Here is a 16,374-nt window from a genome sequence, read left to right on the forward strand (position 1 = left end):
ATCCTTAGGCAATAACAAAGAAAGGTCGAAGAGATTGGACGGCGCGGACCACCTGGGGTCCCCAACCGGACTGCGAGCGCGACCGCTGGCCCCCTCAAGGCGCTTCAGAGCCTACGGGGGAATGCAATACGGCACGATCACGGCCGGCATATTTACCGCGATACAGCGCCTGATCTGCGCGCCGCAGCAGTGCCGCTGCCGTTTCTCCCGGCTGCCTGGTGGCGACGCCCAAGGTACAGGTCAACAAGGCAGCGCCGCCCTCTTGCAGTGACAGTGGTGATGCCGCCAACTCCTTGCGAATGCGCTCGGCGATCTCCATGGCTTGGCGCGCATCGCGCTCCTTGAGGGGAATGACGAACTCCTCGCCCCCATAACGACACACCGGGTCGACGTCGCGAATCACTTCATCGATGACCGCCGTCAGATGCTGCAAGGCACGGTCTCCCTCGGCGTGTCCCCAGCCATCATTGAATCGCTTGAAGTTATCCAGGTCGAGCATGATCAGCGACAGCGGCCGACCGCTGGACTCGGCAGCCTGCACCGCCACCGGCAAGGCCTCATCCAGGTAGCGCCGATTATGAACCCCGGTGAGCCCATCGATATAGCTCATGCCATGCAGCCGAGCCTGCTCTGATAGCAGCGCCTGGCGTTCGCGCTGCAACAGGCTGATCCGGTCCGCCAAGGCCAGGGACAGCAGGACCGACTCCAGCGCCGATCCCACCTGGAAGCCATGGTAACTCCAGAATCCGTGGGGCAGCAGCCCGTAGGTGGAGAGCAACAGACTGGCGGCGCCGGCCACCAGTGCAGACCAGGCCAACAGCAACCAGCGCGCCGAACGAAAGCCGCGCAGCAGGGCCCGCACCGAAGATCCGAGAATGCCGCACAGGACCAACAGACCGATCAACGAGAAGTACATCACCGTGACATACCCGGGGAACCACCAGGCCAAGCCTGCCCCCACGCCTGCCAATGGCCACATCGCCAGCATGCCACGGTCCACGACCGGGTCCTCATGACCGAGCAGCAGAAAACGGCGACAGAACTGCAGCCCGCTGACCGAGATCCAGGCCAATGAGGTCAATAGCAGGGCTTCATTGGTGGCCGTGGACATCTCCGGGAAGGCACGGTAGAGAAGGCCATTCTGGCATAAAAAATAACCGGCGGACCCGATCAGAAAGCACACATACCACAGGTAGCTGGTATCACGCAGCCCGAGCAGTAGGAGTCCGTTGTACAACGCCAGCCCCATGACCAGGCCAAAGTACAGCCCCTGGCCCAGCAAAAAATCGCGCCAGTTGCGGTGCATTTCCTCCTCTGTGACGACGCGGATGGTGAAGCGCAATGCCTGGGCAGTGTTCAGCTTCAGCAGATAGCGCCCCGGCGTTTCGACCTCGAATAGCGGCCGCGCCGTCGCCATGTCACCTCGGTAAACGGCCTCCTGGACAGGCGCCTCAAGGCGCCATGACTGACCGTCTTCTGTGTCGCGGCGATACAGGCTGGCGCTGCGTAACAGCGGATTGGACAGGTACATCAGATGAGGCTCGCCGCGCCTGGCCAGCTCAATGGCGATCCACACCGGCCGGGAAGACAATCCCAGGCTCACCTCGCCCTGTTCGGAGAGTAGGCGCTTACTAGCCGGCTTTCGTGTTGGCACCGCATCGCCCTGATAATCGAGAAGGGCGAAGCGGTCGCCTCGCCGGTCGAGAGACTCCGCCACCGGGCCAAGCCCGATGGCCAGCACCAACGCCAGCAGGCCCCAGACTGCTGCTACCCCCGCTCCATGACGGGTCATGAGCGTTTTCTCGCCATTGCCGTCTCCCCTGTCGACCTCAGCAAGTGTAGACCGCCTCACGCCATCGAAGGACGCCCGCAAGGCGACGCTGCGACAACGCTGTCAGGAATCTCGTGTCGCCAACGACGACTCCTGCGGCAAGGCGCCCCGGCAAGTGCTCACTCACCGGTGAACCGAGGTATGCCGTAAGCCATTGCCCGGTAACGCCCCGCGGGTCACTCGTCCCTCCGCCGGGGGACTAGCAACCTCGGCTCAGGCGAGTATGCTGGAGCAAGTACCATGAAACGACAGGAGTCCGTGCTCGACGACAACCTCACCCGCTAAGCCAGCAAGGAGGTTCGCATGAAGGTCTATAAACCGGAATGGCAGTGCACCCTCAGCGTGACCGAAGGAGCAGAACGATCCGCTAGCTGGAAAGAGCGATTGGCCTGGCAGTTGCGTGACTTGGCCGGCCGCCTCGACGGGAGCAGTAGAACCCTAACGCTGGACCTTAGTGTCACCCCAGCCATTGGCCACGAGGACGTCAACACCTGCCTCGGCAAAGGCTTCGCCGTGTCGCAAAGCCTGATGACACAGCTCGCTCAGCAGGCCGCCTGCGAAGATGTCATGCGAGATGCCAAGGCAGACCTCTACGACGAGAGTGGTTGAAGAAGGACGATCCGGGTTGCGTTGCGCGACAGCCGACCTGGGCCCACGGGCGATGTCAGGGGCGGGATAGGCTCACACCGGCGATCACCTGGCGCCGGCCAGCAACGTGCCTTGAACGATGCGCCGCAGCACGACACACGAGCCCATGACCGAAACGACGACACCCGCCTTGTGGCGGGTGTCGTCGTTGTCATGATCGCACGCTGAAAACGGCGCGGGCCCTGGTGCTAGCGAGGACTCACTCCCACTCGATGGTCGCCGGCGGCTTGGACGAGACGTCGTAGGTCACCCGCGACACGCCCTCGAGCTCATTGATGATGCGGTTGGAGACCTTCTCCAGCAGCTCGTAAGGCAGGTGCGCCCAGCGTGCGGTCATGAAGTCGATGGTTTCCACGGCGCGCAGGGCGATCACCCACTCGTAGCGGCGACCGTCGCCGACCACGCCCACGGACTTGACCGGCAGAAACACGGCGAAGGCCTGACTGGTCTTGTGGTACCAGCCACTGGCGTGCAGCTCCTCGATAAAGACCGCATCGGCCTCGCGCAGGATGTCGGCGTAGTCCTTCTTGACCTCGCCGAGGATGCGCACGCCGAGCCCCGGCCCCGGGAAGGGGTGGCGGTAGACCATGTCATAGGGCAGACCGAGCTCCAGGCCGAGCTTGCGCACCTCGTCCTTGAACAGCTCGCGCAGCGGCTCGACCAGCTTCAGCTTCATGGTCTCGGGCAGGCCGCCAACGTTGTGGTGGGACTTGATCACGTGGGCCTTGCCGGTCTTCGCCGCCGCCGACTCGATGACATCCGGGTAGATGGTGCCCTGGGCCAGAAAGTCGACGCCCTCGATCTTGGTCGCCTCTTCGTCGAATACCTCGATGAAGGTGTTGCCGATGATCTTGCGCTTGGCCTCGGGATCGGCTTCGCCGGCGAGCTTGCCGAGAAACAGGTCCTCGGCGTCGACACGAATCACCCGCACGCCCATGTGCTGACCGAAGGTCTCCATGACCTGGTCGCCCTCGTTCTTGCGCAGCAGGCCGTTGTCGACGAAGACGCAGGTCAGCTGATCGCCGATGGCCTTGTGCAGCAGCGCCGCGACCACCGAGGAATCAACGCCACCAGACAACCCCAGCAGGACATGCCGATCGCCGACCTGCTCGCGTACGCGAGCGATCTGGTCTTCGATGATCTTGGCCGGCGTCCAGTTACGCTCGGAGGCGCAGATATCGAGCACGAAGTGCTCGAGAATCCGCTGGCCCTGCTGTGTGTGGGTCACTTCCGGGTGGAACTGCACGCCGTAGAAACGCTTCTCCTCCCAGGCCATGGCGGCGACCGGGCAGCTCGGCGTGGAGGCCGTCACGCGAAAGGTCTCGGGCGCCTTGGCGACCTTGTCGCCGTGGCTCATCCACACGTCCAGAAGGCCGCGACCGCTGTCGGCGTCGACGTGATCCTTGATGTCCTTGAACAGCGCCGTCTCGGCGTCGATGCGAATCTGAGCGTAGCCGAACTCACGCTTGTTGGAGCCTTCGACCTTGCCCCCGAGCTGTTCGGCCATGGTCTGCATGCCATAACAGATGCCGAACACCGGAAGCCCCATCTCGAACACGCACGCCGGAGCCCTGGGAGAGCCGAGCTCCGTCACCGATTCCGGACCACCGGCGAGAATGATGCCGTTGGGACGATACTCGCGAATCTCGTCTTCGCTGATATCGAAGGCGCGTACCTCGGAGTAAACCCCGATCTCGCGCACCCGGCGGGCGATCAACTGGGTGTACTGCGAACCGAAATCGAGGATCAGGATCTTGTGGGCGTGAATATCTGTCATCGGGCATTACCTTTGAGAGGCGCTTACCAGCAATAGAAGGTCGGAAGCGAAAAGCTGGAAGCGGCCCATGGCCACTTCCAGCTCGCCTTGCGTCATGTCGGCGCGGGGATCAGGCCGGCCTTACATCGAAACACCGCGGCCGGATCAGCCGACGCGATAGTTCGGCGCTTCCTTGGTGATCTGAACGTCGTGAACGTGGGACTCGTTGAAGCCGGCACCGGTGATCTTGACGAACTCCGGCTTGGTGCGCATCTCGTCGATGTTGGCGCAGCCGGTGTAGCCCATCGAGGCACGCAGCCCGCCCATCATCTGATGGACGATGGCGCTCATCACGCCCTTGTAAGGAACACGGCCTTCGATGCCTTCCGGCACGAGCTTCTCGACGCCATCGTCCTTGTTCTGGAAGTAGCGATCGCTGGAGCCCTGGGTCTGGGACATGGCCCCCATCGACCCCATGCCGCGATAGGCCTTGTAGGTGCGACCCTGGAACAGTTCGACTTCGCCCGGTGCTTCCTCGGTGCCGGCCAGCAGGCCACCGACCATGATGCAGCTGGCACCAGCCGCGATGGCCTTGGACAGATCACCGGAGAAGCGCACGCCACCATCGGCGATCAGCGGAATATCGTAGGGCTTGAGCGCCTCGGCGACGTTGGACACCGCGGTGATCTGCGGCACGCCGACGCCGGCGACGATGCGGGTGGTGCAAATGGAGCCGGGGCCGATGCCGACCTTGACCGCATCCGCACCGGCCTCGGCCAGCGCCTTGGCGGCTTCCGCGGTGGCGATGTTACCGCCCACCACCTGGATCTGCGGGTAGTGTTCCTTGACCCAGCGCACACGGTCGATCACACCGCGGGAGTGGCCGTGGGCGGTATCGACGATGATGGCATCGACGCCCGCTTCGGCAAGGGCGGCCACCCGATCGGGCGTCTCAGGGCCGGTGCCCACGGCGGCGGCGACGAGCAACCGGCCATCGGCATCCTTGGCGGCACTGGGGAAGGTGCGCGCCTTTTCGATGTCCTTGAAGGTGACCAGGCCGCGCAGGTGAAAGGCGTCGTTGACCACCAGCATCTTCTCGACGCGATGCTCCTGCATCTTGCCCTTGATCACGTCCAGCGGCGTTCCCTCGGCCACGGTGACCAGGCGCTCGCGGGGCGTCATGATATCGGCCACGCTATCGCCATGATTGGGCTGGAAGCGCATGTCACGCTCGGTGACCAGGCCAACCAGCGCCTCGCCTTCCACCACCGGGAAGCCGGAGAAACCGTTCTCTTCGGCCATCGCCAAAAGGTCGGCCAGCTTCGCCTTCGGGCTCACCGTGACCGGGTCCTTGACGATGACGCTCTCGTGTTTCTTGACCTTGCGGACCTCGGCGGCCTGCTGAGCAATGCCCATGCTCTTGTGGATGACGCCGATCCCCCCTTCCTGCGCCATGGCGATGGCCAGGCGGGCTTCGGTGACGGTATCCATGGCAGCAGAGGCGAGCGGGATGTTCAGAAACAGATCGCGGGTCAGGCGCGTCCGGAGGCTGACGTCCTTGGGCAGGACCTCGGAGTACCCGGGAACAAGCAATACGTCATCGAACGTAAGTGCTTCTTGGGCCATACGTAGCATAAGCGACAACACCCACTGGCTGGTGAGGGAGGGAAGAAGTTAATCGCCCATTATAACGACCCGGCACACCTTCGGGCAATGCTACCGAGCCTCCCGACGAGGATCGCCACCGCGAACCGTCGGAGTATCCCGGGGCTCGACCCGCTGAATAGTTGAAATAGCTGGAGAGTCGAAATAGCTGGGTAGCCCTATCGCCAATCGGCTGGTCCCCGCTCCGGGAGGCATCGACAGTCTGTGATCACCGTTCATCGATAGCTGATCGTGAATACCAGCGAGGCATCGGCGCTGCCCGCCGTGATGGCGGCCTGGGTCTGATAGGGTCTGATGCGCAGGGGAATGCCGAAGGACATTGCCGCGCTGGCCTTGGTGCGCACCACCTCGTGGCCAAAGACGATCGGCTGATCGGTGAGCGGATCGCTGACCTGGTAGCCGATGCCCGACGCCGTGGCCCCCTGACTGAGGCCGACGATACCCTGAGACCGATCGATCGCCTCGGCACTATTGGCGGCGTCGATGGAAAAGCCGATGGGCATCGCGGTGCCCGATGGGCAGTTCATGGTGATCGTCGTCAGGCTGCCCTGCCCCGTCGAACCGACGCCCGAGAGATCACCGATCGATATTTCCCCCATGTCCACCGCCAGGGCCGGCGTTTCGAGGCTGCAGCTATTCAGGGTAACCCGGTCACCGCCGCCATAGCTGAGCGAGGCGTTGTGGAACACACTGAAGCCGGTGGCGCCAAGGTCCACCCAGCCGATACTCGCGATGAGCGTGCGTGCATCGAGCCTTCCGCCCTGGGCCGTCTCGGCGCTCTTCACCAGTGTCCAGTCGTAGCTCCAGACCACCTTGGTGTTACCCGCCTTGGGACGGACTTCAAACCCATTGCTGTAGAAGCCCGTGTTGGCCCCGATGCTGGTGATCCTGAGGCGCAGGCTGATGCCGGCAAGGTTGGTGGCAAAGTCGTAATGGGTCCCCGAGTGGGTCGCCCCGCTCAACGCTGTCCCGACTTTGATCACCACCTGCCCCGCGCGATTGGCCGGAACGTAACAATCGAAGGCGTGCGACGCGCCGTAATGGCCGCCAAACTCGGTGCCCACGGCATCGGCCCCGATATTGGCGCTGCTCAGGGTCACCTGAACCGCCCCCGGCGACGATGTGCAATGGCTGCCAGCGCCCATGACTCTTGCGCTCGACGCGAAGCCGAGAGCCATCACCATGACGGCGCAGACGATCGCGGCGCTTCGACGCCTGGCTGCCATATCGGGATATCCTTATGCTATGGGGCAGGCGACCCCGACGCGGGGCCGGTCTCGGCGCATCGATCTACCAACCAAGGGTGTGGCCTCGAACGCGGCTTGAATGTGAGCGCCCTCCGCAGACGAACGACAATAAGGCGCCGCCGACGGCACCCGCACGTCGTGACAGGCCCAAGCAGCAGAAGCGCTCAGGCGCTGGTCTGGTTCATCATTCACGGCAACCGCCAAGCATCTCGCAATCGCCACACAAGTCGCCTGACCCGTATCAAGCAACCTGGCGATGGGGTGAGCCCGGGCAGGGACTGGCATCGATGCGCTCAGCGAGCCGCCTTGGCAAACTGATCACGCCACCGCGCCATAAAGGCCGCCCGACGCGCCGAATCGACGAACGCCAGCAGCGAGGCATTCAGGGGAATCGGATACAGGCGCTCGCCGACCTGATCGCGCAGGCGCGCCGCGGTGTAGGGGCCGACCACCCCGGGTCGCACGCTGAATAGGGGCGTCTGTCCGGCCAGCACGCGCTGTCCTGCGTGGCTCAGCAGAAAGTTGACGAAGGTTGCGGCGGCCCGTGGATGCGGGGCATCGCGGTGGATGAAGGCCATGCGCATCATCACCAGTGAATAGTCGGTGGGCACCTGGACGATCACTTCCGGGTGGTCTTGTGCATAGACCATGGCGTAGGACCCCAGCAGGTTGTAGCCGAGCCAGTAGCGTCCTGCGCTCAGCCCTTCCAGCATCGCCCTGGTGCTGCCCTCCAGGTGAGTCCCGACGGCGCCCATGGCCGCGACCAGCTCCCAGAAGCGCGACGAATACCGCGCATCCTGCTGCAGCAGGGTATAGCCGATACCACTGGTCAGCGGCGAGTAGGTGGTCACTCGCCCGTTGAGGCGTTCACCTTGCGTGGCCAGCAACTGGTGCAGGTCGGCGTGGGTCTGAGGCGGCAGCATGTAGCGCGACAGGTCGAGCCGGTAGGCCATGACGATCGGCTCGAAGGTGAAGCCGAAGACCTCATCGCGCCACTTGGCCCACTCGGGCCAGGTTCTTGCCTCGGGGCTGTCGAGCCGCCGCGCCAGGCCCTGATTGACCCGCGCCATCTGCCAGGGCATCGCCGAACTGATGACGACATCCGGCGGCGGGTCGTCCGCCACGACGCTGCGATCGACGTCCAGGGTCGAGCGATCCTCGAAGTCCAGCGCGATCTCCGGGTAGGCCGCACGAAAGGCCGCCAATAGCGGGGCTACGACCTCCTCATCCAGCGCCGCCGACACCACCACGTGGTTCTCGCCGGCCGCCTCCGGCGCGTTGGACGCTGCGCCTGCCCAGGCGGCGCTGCCCAGGAGGGCCATGACGCCCGCCCCCATCGTCGCCACGATCAGGCAGGCGGCCAGGGCCAGCTCCAGGGCTAGGGCGACGCCAAAGCGGTGCGCGATGCGCCTCTTCGCTTGGCTCATGCAACGTCCTCGTCCACGGCGCCGGCCTCGCGTCGTGGCAGCCGTCGTGGAAGCCGTCTTGGCAGCCGTCGTGGAAGCCGTCTTGGCAGCCATAGCCGAGCGCCAAATCCTTGTGGAGTGAGGTTCTCAAGCACCAGGCGGCCGCCACAGCGCCGAGCGATCGTCTCGACGATGGCAAGCCCCAAGCCCGAGCCGCCGGTGTCCTGGCGCCCTCCACGCTCGAACGGCCGACAGAGGCGCTCAAGCGCGGCGTCCGGCACGCCGGGGCCGTCGTCATCGAGCGTCACGCAAGCCTCGCCGCCCCGCGGGTCATTACCGCCAGAGTCGATACTCAGCCCCAGGGTGATCCGCGTTCCTGCGGGGGTGTAACGCAGGGCATTGTCGATCAGGTTGCCGAGTAGCTCGCGCAGCGCCCAGTCCTGACCGTCCACCCAGACCGGCTCATCGGGCAGAGCCGCCAGCCCGAGATCATGACCGGCGGCGTCCTCGCGCCCCGCCCACTCCAGGGCCACGCCCCGCAACAGCGCGGCCAACTCGACCGCGCCGCCATCATCGTCGCCGCCCAGATGATGCAGGCGCGCCAGCGACAGCAGCTGCCCGGCCAGTCGACTGGTGCGCTCGGCGCTGTCGTGGACGTCTTCCAGGGCCTCACGCCAGTCGGCGGTGTTATCGCTGCGCAAGGCCAACTCGCTGATGGCCTGCAGGCCGGCAAGCGGCGTTTTCAGCTGATGGCTGGCGTCGGCGGTAAAGCGCAGCAGCGCCTCCCGCCCCTCGCGCTGGCGGGCGAAGAGGTGGTCCAGCGTCAGCGCCAGCTCGTGCATCTCTGCCGGCACCCGCGCCTCAAGCGGGCGCATATCGTCGGCGCCGCGGCGGCGTAGTTGATGGCGCAGGCGGCGCAGCGGCGTCAGCGCCACACGCATGGTCATCACCATCAGTACCCCGGCCAGTAACACCATGGCCAGAAAACGCGTCACCGAGCGCTTGAACAGCGCATCGGCAAGGGCCTGGCGGCCCTCCAGGGTGTGGCCGACCCAGACCTGCACCGGTTCCTGACTCACCCAGCCCGCCGAGGCCACCTGGCGACCGTACACCCGTAGCGCATCGGCGCCGCTGCGATAGTCCGCGGTGAACGGCGCCTGACGCACCGATCGACGCCAGGCGTCGGGCAACGGGGTGGGGAAATTGGCCGAGAGGCGTTTGCCGTCGCGGCCGAGGACCGCGTAGAACACGCGCTCCTGGGAGCCGGTGGCGAGAATCTGCAGCGCCGCGGTGGGAATCACCACCTCGGGCTTGCCGTCCGCCCACTGTACGGCCTCGGCGATGGTCAAGGCGGCGGCCTCGAGCTGGGCGTCGAAGGCTCGCTCGGCGGCGCGACCGCTACTGATCCAGGCTTCGATCATCAACAGCGCCCCGAGCCCCGTCACGGTAAGCGCCAGCCACACGGCCAGGCGCCCCTTGAGCGAGCCATCGACGTCGATCACGGGCGATCTTCCTCGAGCCGATAGCCCAAGCCGCGAAAGGTACGAATGCTAAGACCGCTCCCCTTGAGCCGCTTGCGCAGCCGACTGACATACACCTCGAGGGCGTTGGAGCCGACCTCGCCGAAGCCAAACAGACGACTCTCCAGCGTCTCACGCGGCGCGATGCTGCCGGCGCTCGACAGCAGGCTCTCGATCAGCAGCCGCTCGCGGTGGGGCAGATCCAGGGGTTCACCGTCCAGCATCGTCGCGCCACTGACCGCATCAAATTGCAGCCGGCCCAGGGTCAGGCGATTGTCCACTCGTCGCTGACTACGCCTGAGCAGCGCCCTGACCCGGGCCTCGAGCTCGGCCAGTTGAAACGGCTTGGCCAGATAGTCATCGGCGCCGAGATCGAGCCCACGAACCCGGTCGTCCAGGCCATCGCGAGCGGTAAGAATCAGCACCGGCGTGGTGTCACCGCGAGCGCGTAGCTCCTCGAGCACGACCAGGCCATCGCCATCGGGCAAGCCAAGATCCAGCAATAAAAGATCGAAGGGGTGATGGCGCAGCGCCGCCTGGGCCTCTCGCCGGGTGGCGAAGACCTCGACGGTGTTGCCCAAGGGGGTCAGGGCGCGCGCCACAGAGCGCGCAATCAACGGATCGTCTTCGACAACGAGCAGGCGCATACGACCAAAGTCTCAGCCAATAAACCTAGGGATGACAGGTTGATGAAAGCTCGGATGCCTAGCATCGCAGACGCTAACACCCGCCTATCCGACCCTATCACCACATAACAACACCGCTTCCGGAGTCCGTCATGCAGATTACCACAGCTCTGTCTTTCACCCTCGCCGCCGTGCTCGGATCCAGCGTGCTCATCACCACCGCCCAGGCCTCGGGCGAGGCCGAGTGCATCGCCCCGGCCAAGCCCGGCGGCGGCTACGATCTGACCTGCCGCCTGGCCGCCAACGGCCTGCTCGACGCCGAGCTGATCGATGCGCCGATGCTGGTCACCTACATGCCAGGCGGCATCGGCGCCGTCGCCTATAACCACCTCAACGGCGTGCGTACCGACGACCCCAACCTGATCGTCGCTGCCAGCACCGGCGCCGCGGTCAATCTGGCACTCGGCAAGTTCGGCCAGTACGACGCCGATGAGGTCCGTTGGCTCGGCGCCCTCGGGGTCGACTACGGCGCCATCGTGGTCAATGCCGACTCCCCCTACCAGTCCCTCGATCAGTTGATGACCGCACTCCAGCAAGACCCCACCCAAGTTGCCTTCGGCGCCGGCGGCAGTATCGGTAGCCAGGACTGGATGAAGGCTGCCCTGACCGCCCAGGCCGCCGATGTCGACCCCAAGAGCCTGCGCTATGTCGCCTTCGAGGGCGGTGGCGAAGCCCTGGCGGCGCTGCTGGGCAACCATATCCAGGTCTTCACCGGCGATCTTTCCGAGCTCAAGTCACAGCTAGAAAGTGGCGACATCCGAGTGCTGGCGGCGCTGTCCGAAGAGCGCATGGCCGGCCCTTACACCGATATCCCCACGGCGCTCGAGCAGGGCTACGACGTTCAATGGCCGATCTGGCGCGGCTACTACATGGGCCCCGAGGTCAGCGACGAGGCTTACCAGGCCTGGGTAGAGCGCCTCGAGGCGCTGTCCCAGGACGAAGGCTTCGCCGAGCGCCGCGAGGCCCGTGGGCTCTTCCCCATGGCGCGCTTCGGTGACGACTTCGATGCCTACGTCAAGGCTCAGGTCGCCGACTTCAAGACCCTGGCCCAGCACGTGGGTCTGACCCAATGACGCTGCCTGCACCTGTGGCCAAGGGACGCGGTGCAGACCGCGTCCTGGGCCTGGCCCTGCTCGGCCTGTCGGTGTTCACCGCGGTGACGGCGCTCGGCCTTGAAGTGCCGTTCAGCTATGACCCGGTCGGCCCCAAGGCCTTTCCACTGGGGCTCTCGATACTGCTTGGCCTGCTGGCCCTGGTACTGGTGCTGCGGCCCGGTGAAGACGGCCATTGGCCAGACGCCCGCCTGGCCATGAAGCTCGCTTCGGTGCTGGCACTATTGCTGGTCTACGCCCTGCTCTTCCCGCGGCTTGGCTATCTTGGCAGTTCGCTGATCACCATTATCGGCCTCGCCAGGCTATTCGAAGCCAGCTGGCCGAAAGCCATCGCCACCGGCGTGGCCATGGCACTGATCACCCTTTGGCTTTTCACCCAGGGGCTTGGCATCGGCCTACCAGACGGCACCTGGCTTAGCGCTTTGGGCGGCTGAATCCAGCCGGCGAATCCCTCGGCAGCGCGATAGCGCGAGGAACTGTATATGTTTGATTTTCTGATAGAAGGCTTCGGCGTCGCCCTGACGCCGCTCAACCTGGGGTTGGCCTTTCTGGGCGCCCTGCTCGGCACCCTGTTCGGGGCCTTGCCCGGCATCGGGCCGATCAACGGCATCGCCATCCTGATGCCGCTGGCGTACACCCTCGGCCTGCCGGCCGAATCGGCGCTGATCCTGCTCGCCGGCATCTACACCGGGGCCGAATACGGCGGGCGCATGTCGAGCATTCTGCTCAACGTGCCGGGTGATGCCGGCGCGGTGATGACCACCCTCGATGGCCACCCGCTCGCAAAACAGGGCCTGGCGGGGCCGGCGCTCGGCCTGTCCGCGGTCAGCTCCTTCGTTGGTGCCACCATCGCCATCCTCGGTCTGACGCTGTTCGCGCCTTTGCTGGCCCGGTTTGCGGTGATGTTCGGCCCCGCCGAATTCTTCGCCCTGATGGTATTCGCCTTCTCGTCCATGGCGGTGATGATGGGCAAGGACCCGATCAAGACCGCCATCGGCGCGGTGCTCGGGGTGCTGATCGCCACCGTCGGGGTGGACTCCAGCACCGGCGTGATGCGCTACACCTTCGGCATGCCCGAGCTCTACGACGGCATCGACTTCGTGGTCATGATCATTGGCCTGTTTGCCATCAGCGAGATCTTGTTGATGCTCGAGCACGCCAACCGCGACGACGTCGACAATGAGATGCCTCCCTTGGGCCGGGTATTCGTCAGCATCAAGGAGGTCATGTTCTGCAAGGGCGCCATGCTGCGCTCGGCGGTCATCGGCTTCATCATCGGCGTGCTACCGGGCACCGGAGCCTCGGTGGCGGGTGCGGTGTCCTACACCACCGAGAAGCGTTTGTCGGACAAGGACGGCACCTTCGGCCACGGTGACATGCGCGGGCTGGCCGCCCCCGAGGCCGCCAACAACGCCGCTGCCGCCGGCTCCTTCGTGCCCATGCTGACCTTGGGCATCCCCGGCTCCGGTACCACGGCGGTACTGCTCGGTGCGCTGATGCTCTACAACATCACCCCGGGGCCGATGATGTTCTCCGAGCGCCCGGAAGTGGCCGGCGGGCTGATCGCCTCGCTCTATATCGGCAATATCGTGCTGCTGGCCCTGAACCTGCCGCTGGCCGGCTTCTTCGCTCGGGTCCTGACCATTCCGCGCTGGGTCCTGGTGCCCGCCATCGCGGTACTCTCGTTCGTCGGCGTCTATCAGTTGCACTCGGACTTAACCGCGATCTTCCTGATGCTGATCATCGGCGTGTTCGGCTACCTGCTGCGCAAGCTCGGCTTCTCGCTGGCGCCGGTCATCCTCGGCTACGTGCTGGGCGGGCTGATGGAAGAGAACCTGCGCCGAGCCCTGGCGATCAGCGGCGGCGATACCGGTATCCTGTGGCAGTCCGGCATCTCGCTGTCGCTGTGGATCGCCGCGGCGGCGCTGTTGATCCTGCCCTGGCTGGTGACGAGGCTACTGACCCGGCGCCAGGCGAGCGGCGTATAATGCCCACCGCGGCGCGACGGCGCCGCCGGTGAGCGTGCACGGCTCATGAGCCACCTGGCGACCGCGACGACCATCGTTCGCGGCGCCCTTTTTTCGCTTTCGGTTTCCGGAGTCTCGATGACCAACGCACCGCCTCGCGGATGGCACCCGGCCCTGCGCTTCGCTCCCACCCTGGTGCTCGGCGGGCTCGGCGGGGGGGCGGCCTATGCGTTCAACCTGCCGCTGCCGTGGCTTCTCGGCGCGCTGATCACGACCACCCTGACGAGCCTTGCCGGAGTCAGGCTCGGCTCCCCGGGGCGGGCGCGCAAGGCGGTACTGGTGGTGATCGGGGTGATGCTGGGATCGGCGTTCACCCCGGACATGTCCGGGGATCTGGGGCAGTGGAGTGCGAGCCTTGCCATCATGCTCACGGCGACCGCGCTGATGATGGTGTTCTCGGTGTGGTTTTCCCATCGCCTGGCGGGCTACTCCCTGGATACGGCCCTCTATGCCGGCGTTCCCGGCGGCGTGTCGGCGGTCACCCTCATGGCGGCGGAGTCCGGCGCCGACCTCAAGGCCATCGGTATCACCCACGCGGTGCGTATCCTGGTGCTGTTGGTGGCGATACCGCCACTGCTGAGCGCCATCGGCCATGTCGATCTGGCCGGCGGCTCGCCCCAGACCGGCCAGTGGTTCGCCCTGCCCGGACTCGCCGATGGCGCCTGGCTGGCCGGTGCCGGCCTGGTGGGCGCCGTCGCCGGAACCCTGCTGCGCCTGCCCAACCCGCTGCTGTTCGGCCCGGCGCTGGCCTCATCGCTGCTACATCTGACTGGCGTGACCCACGCCGCTCTGCCGCCGACACTGATCGCTCTGGCCCAGGTCATCATCGGTGTCTCGGTGGGCGTGCGTTTCGTCGGCGTGGCGCTGTCGGAAATGGCCCGCCACCTGGGCATGGCCGCGGCGCAGGCCATCGCCCTGATCGTCATCGCCGTGCTGGCCGCCGCCCTGGCCCACTGGCTGACCGGCTACTCCATGGCCGCGGCGCTGCTGGCCTACATGCCCGGCGGTGCGCCGGAGCTGAGCCTGGTCGCCCTGTCGCTCGGCATCGATCCGGCCTTCGTTACCTCGCACCACCTGCTGCGCATCAGCGTGCTGATTCTGCTGATGCCGCCGCTGCTGAGCTGGGCCCAGCGGCGGGCCCAGCGCATTCGCTAGGCAGCTTCGCGTCTCTCTCCTCTCTACCTCTCTCTACCTCTCTCTCCTCTCTGTCTCTCTCCTCGCCGCCCTCTCTCTCCTCGTCGCCCTCTCTCTCCTCGCCGCGCGCGCCGCCATGCGCGGCGAGGCTCGCGCCGGCACGCCGCGACGGGGGCTCGCGCCAGCGCGCTACGCTCTCCCCAGAATGCTCGGGTCCTGACGTCGTCAGACCGAGCAGCACCGCTCAGGCGTGCGCTTCGATAAACCGCCAAAGCCTCGGGAACACTTCTGTTGCCACTCGTTTGCCCATGAACACGTCCTGGTGGCCATAACCCTCGATGATGGCCAGTTCGTGGCGGCCCGGCACGACGCGTTCCAAGGCGGCATGGCAGTGAATATTGCTGTCGGTGAAGACCCGATTGTCGCGCCCGGTCAGCAGCAGGCACGGCGTCTGAACGGCCTCGGCGGCGACGAGGTAATCGTCGGGCAGGGCCGCGTAGGCGGGGTCCTTGGGCCGCATCTTCACCGGCCGATGGCCGTTTCGGAGCATCTTCAGCACATGCTTGTGGTAGTTGAGCCCCACCGGCCCATACAAGTCGCCGCCACGGCGATGGGTCACCTCGTCGAGGTTCTCGTGATTGTAGAGCGCCGGCCACCCGGTGCCCCACATCAGCGACAGCATGTGACAGGCGGGCACATCACACTCGCGATGAAATAGCGATACCCCGCGGGACAGCAGCTTGCCAAGGGTCAGGCGCGGGTCTTCGCTCCAGCGCGGGCTGACGTAGGGCTGCTGAAAGATGCGCTCGAGGATAAACGGAAACACGTGGCCCTTGATCATCGACCAGCGCGGCACGTGGGGCGTCAGCGCGACGCTATTGAGAATGCACGAACGAATGCCGCTGACCGTGCCACCAAACAGCGCCATGGCGACGCTCATGGAGCCCAGGCAATGGGCGATCACATGCAGGTCCAGGTCCCCTGCCACCCGGCGTATCTGCGCGACCGCTGCGGGCAGGTCATACAACGCGCAGTCGTCCATGGAATAGTGGCTCGGCTGCAGGTTGTAGGGGTGGCGATTGCTCATGCGAAAATCCAGGGTCCACACCTCGCCGATGCCCTGATCCAGCAGAAAGCCGACCAGGTTGTCGTGCTCGGGCTGGATGAACATATCACTCGACGTGGTCAGGCCGTGAACGATCAATACCGCACTGGTGGCCGGTGTGCGGCAGAAGCGGAGCAGCGACAACCCCAGGCCATCGGCGGTGCAGAACGGGTGCAGGGTGACCGCTGCATCACGCACGCCATCGAGGGTGTGAAGCGCAATATCTCGGGCCATGGC

13 protein-coding genes are annotated in these 16,374 nt (G+C 65.5%); 5 read left to right on the forward strand and 8 right to left on the reverse strand.

Annotated elements, in window-relative coordinates; all coding sequences use genetic code 11:
- Positions 1-94 precede the first annotated feature (94 nt).
- Entirely contained in the window at positions 95-1,792 is a 1,698-nt protein-coding gene (locus ACUN9Y_RS04640) for a sensor domain-containing diguanylate cyclase (protein ID WP_445459518.1), read from the reverse strand.
- Between the two features lie 342 nt (positions 1,793-2,134).
- On the opposite strand from ACUN9Y_RS04640, the gene ACUN9Y_RS04645 reads away from it, so the two are divergent.
- Positions 2,135-2,440 (forward strand): hypothetical protein, encoded by a 306-nt coding sequence (locus ACUN9Y_RS04645; protein WP_445459519.1) that lies wholly within the window; start codon positions 2,135-2,137, stop codon positions 2,438-2,440.
- 238 nt (positions 2,441-2,678) lie between these two features.
- Here the strand turns inward: ACUN9Y_RS04645 and guaA are convergent, their stop codons facing one another.
- The 6 genes from guaA to ACUN9Y_RS04675 all read right to left on the reverse strand — a co-directional run bounded on the left by guaA (position 2,679) and on the right by ACUN9Y_RS04675 (position 10,720).
- Entirely contained in the window at positions 2,679-4,256 is a 1,578-nt protein-coding gene (gene guaA / locus ACUN9Y_RS04650) for a glutamine-hydrolyzing GMP synthase (protein ID WP_445459520.1), read from the reverse strand.
- Between the two features lie 144 nt (positions 4,257-4,400).
- Positions 4,401-5,870 (reverse strand): IMP dehydrogenase, encoded by a 1,470-nt coding sequence (gene guaB, locus ACUN9Y_RS04655; protein ID WP_445459521.1) that lies wholly within the window; start codon positions 5,868-5,870, stop codon positions 4,401-4,403.
- A 245-nt stretch (positions 5,871-6,115) separates the two neighbouring features.
- A complete protein-coding gene (locus tag ACUN9Y_RS04660) occupies positions 6,116-7,126 on the reverse strand; it encodes a fimbrial protein (RefSeq protein ID WP_445459522.1) in 1,011 nt (336 codons plus the stop codon).
- A 314-nt stretch (positions 7,127-7,440) separates the two neighbouring features.
- Complete coding sequence (locus ACUN9Y_RS04665; protein WP_445459523.1) at positions 7,441-8,574, reverse strand: ABC transporter substrate-binding protein; 1,134 nt, start codon at positions 8,572-8,574, stop codon at positions 7,441-7,443.
- Positions 8,571-10,055: a sensor histidine kinase gene (locus tag ACUN9Y_RS04670; RefSeq protein ID WP_445459524.1), complete on the reverse strand. Its 1,485-nt coding sequence runs from the start codon at positions 10,053-10,055 to the stop codon at positions 8,571-8,573. Before ACUN9Y_RS04670 ends, ACUN9Y_RS04665 begins: the two co-directional genes overlap by 4 nt.
- A complete protein-coding gene (locus tag ACUN9Y_RS04675) occupies positions 10,052-10,720 on the reverse strand; it encodes a response regulator (RefSeq protein WP_445459525.1) in 669 nt (222 codons plus the stop codon). Before ACUN9Y_RS04675 ends, ACUN9Y_RS04670 begins: the two co-directional genes overlap by 4 nt.
- A gap of 131 nt (positions 10,721-10,851) precedes the next feature.
- Between ACUN9Y_RS04675 and ACUN9Y_RS04680 the strand changes: the two genes are divergently transcribed.
- The 4 genes from ACUN9Y_RS04680 to ACUN9Y_RS04695 all read left to right on the forward strand — a co-directional run bounded on the left by ACUN9Y_RS04680 (position 10,852) and on the right by ACUN9Y_RS04695 (position 15,053).
- Entirely contained in the window at positions 10,852-11,832 is a 981-nt protein-coding gene (locus ACUN9Y_RS04680; protein ID WP_445459526.1) for a Bug family tripartite tricarboxylate transporter substrate binding protein, read from the forward strand.
- The gene (locus ACUN9Y_RS04685; RefSeq protein WP_445459527.1) at positions 11,829-12,305 is read left to right on the forward strand and encodes a tripartite tricarboxylate transporter TctB family protein; all 477 of its coding nucleotides are present in this window, start codon (positions 11,829-11,831) and stop codon (positions 12,303-12,305) included. The genes ACUN9Y_RS04680 and ACUN9Y_RS04685 overlap by 4 nt, the downstream gene beginning before the upstream one ends.
- A gap of 48 nt (positions 12,306-12,353) precedes the next feature.
- Entirely contained in the window at positions 12,354-13,859 is a 1,506-nt protein-coding gene (locus ACUN9Y_RS04690) for a tripartite tricarboxylate transporter permease (protein ID WP_445459528.1), read from the forward strand.
- Between the two features lie 117 nt (positions 13,860-13,976).
- Positions 13,977-15,053 carry an AbrB family transcriptional regulator gene (locus ACUN9Y_RS04695; RefSeq protein ID WP_445459529.1) on the forward strand — a complete coding sequence of 359 codons (1,077 nt, stop codon included), beginning with the start codon at positions 13,977-13,979 and terminating at the stop codon, positions 15,051-15,053.
- A 223-nt stretch (positions 15,054-15,276) separates the two neighbouring features.
- On the opposite strand, the gene ACUN9Y_RS04700 is transcribed toward ACUN9Y_RS04695, so the two are convergent.
- The gene (locus ACUN9Y_RS04700; protein ID WP_445459530.1) at positions 15,277-16,371 is read right to left on the reverse strand and encodes an alpha/beta hydrolase; all 1,095 of its coding nucleotides are present in this window, start codon (positions 16,369-16,371) and stop codon (positions 15,277-15,279) included.
- Between the last annotated feature and the right edge of the window lie 3 nt (positions 16,372-16,374).

It is taken from the genome of Halomonas sp. V046 (genome assembly GCF_052645355.1).

What these genes read in the sequence shown, in the direction of transcription:
- ACUN9Y_RS04665 (WP_445459523.1), bottom strand. Translation starts at nt 8,574, where the DNA reads ATGAGCCAAGCGAAGAGGCGCATCGCGCACCGCTTTGGCGTCGCCCTA.
- ACUN9Y_RS04685 (WP_445459527.1), top strand. Translation starts at nt 11,829, where the DNA reads ATGACGCTGCCTGCACCTGTGGCCAAGGGACGCGGTGCAGACCGCGTC.
- ACUN9Y_RS04640 (WP_445459518.1), bottom strand. Translation starts at nt 1,792, where the DNA reads ATGACCCGTCATGGAGCGGGGGTAGCAGCAGTCTGGGGCCTGCTGGCG.
- guaA (WP_445459520.1), bottom strand. Translation starts at nt 4,256, where the DNA reads ATGACAGATATTCACGCCCACAAGATCCTGATCCTCGATTTCGGTTCG.
- ACUN9Y_RS04660 (WP_445459522.1), bottom strand. Translation starts at nt 7,126, where the DNA reads ATGGCAGCCAGGCGTCGAAGCGCCGCGATCGTCTGCGCCGTCATGGTG.
- ACUN9Y_RS04700 (WP_445459530.1), bottom strand. Translation starts at nt 16,371, where the DNA reads ATGGCCCGAGATATTGCGCTTCACACCCTCGATGGCGTGCGTGATGCA.
- ACUN9Y_RS04690 (WP_445459528.1), top strand. Translation starts at nt 12,354, where the DNA reads ATGTTTGATTTTCTGATAGAAGGCTTCGGCGTCGCCCTGACGCCGCTC.
- ACUN9Y_RS04680 (WP_445459526.1), top strand. Translation starts at nt 10,852, where the DNA reads ATGCAGATTACCACAGCTCTGTCTTTCACCCTCGCCGCCGTGCTCGGA.
- ACUN9Y_RS04645 (WP_445459519.1), top strand. Translation starts at nt 2,135, where the DNA reads ATGAAGGTCTATAAACCGGAATGGCAGTGCACCCTCAGCGTGACCGAA.
- ACUN9Y_RS04695 (WP_445459529.1), top strand. Translation starts at nt 13,977, where the DNA reads ATGACCAACGCACCGCCTCGCGGATGGCACCCGGCCCTGCGCTTCGCT.
- guaB (WP_445459521.1), bottom strand. Translation starts at nt 5,870, where the DNA reads ATGCTACGTATGGCCCAAGAAGCACTTACGTTCGATGACGTATTGCTT.
- ACUN9Y_RS04675 (WP_445459525.1), bottom strand. Translation starts at nt 10,720, where the DNA reads ATGCGCCTGCTCGTTGTCGAAGACGATCCGTTGATTGCGCGCTCTGTG.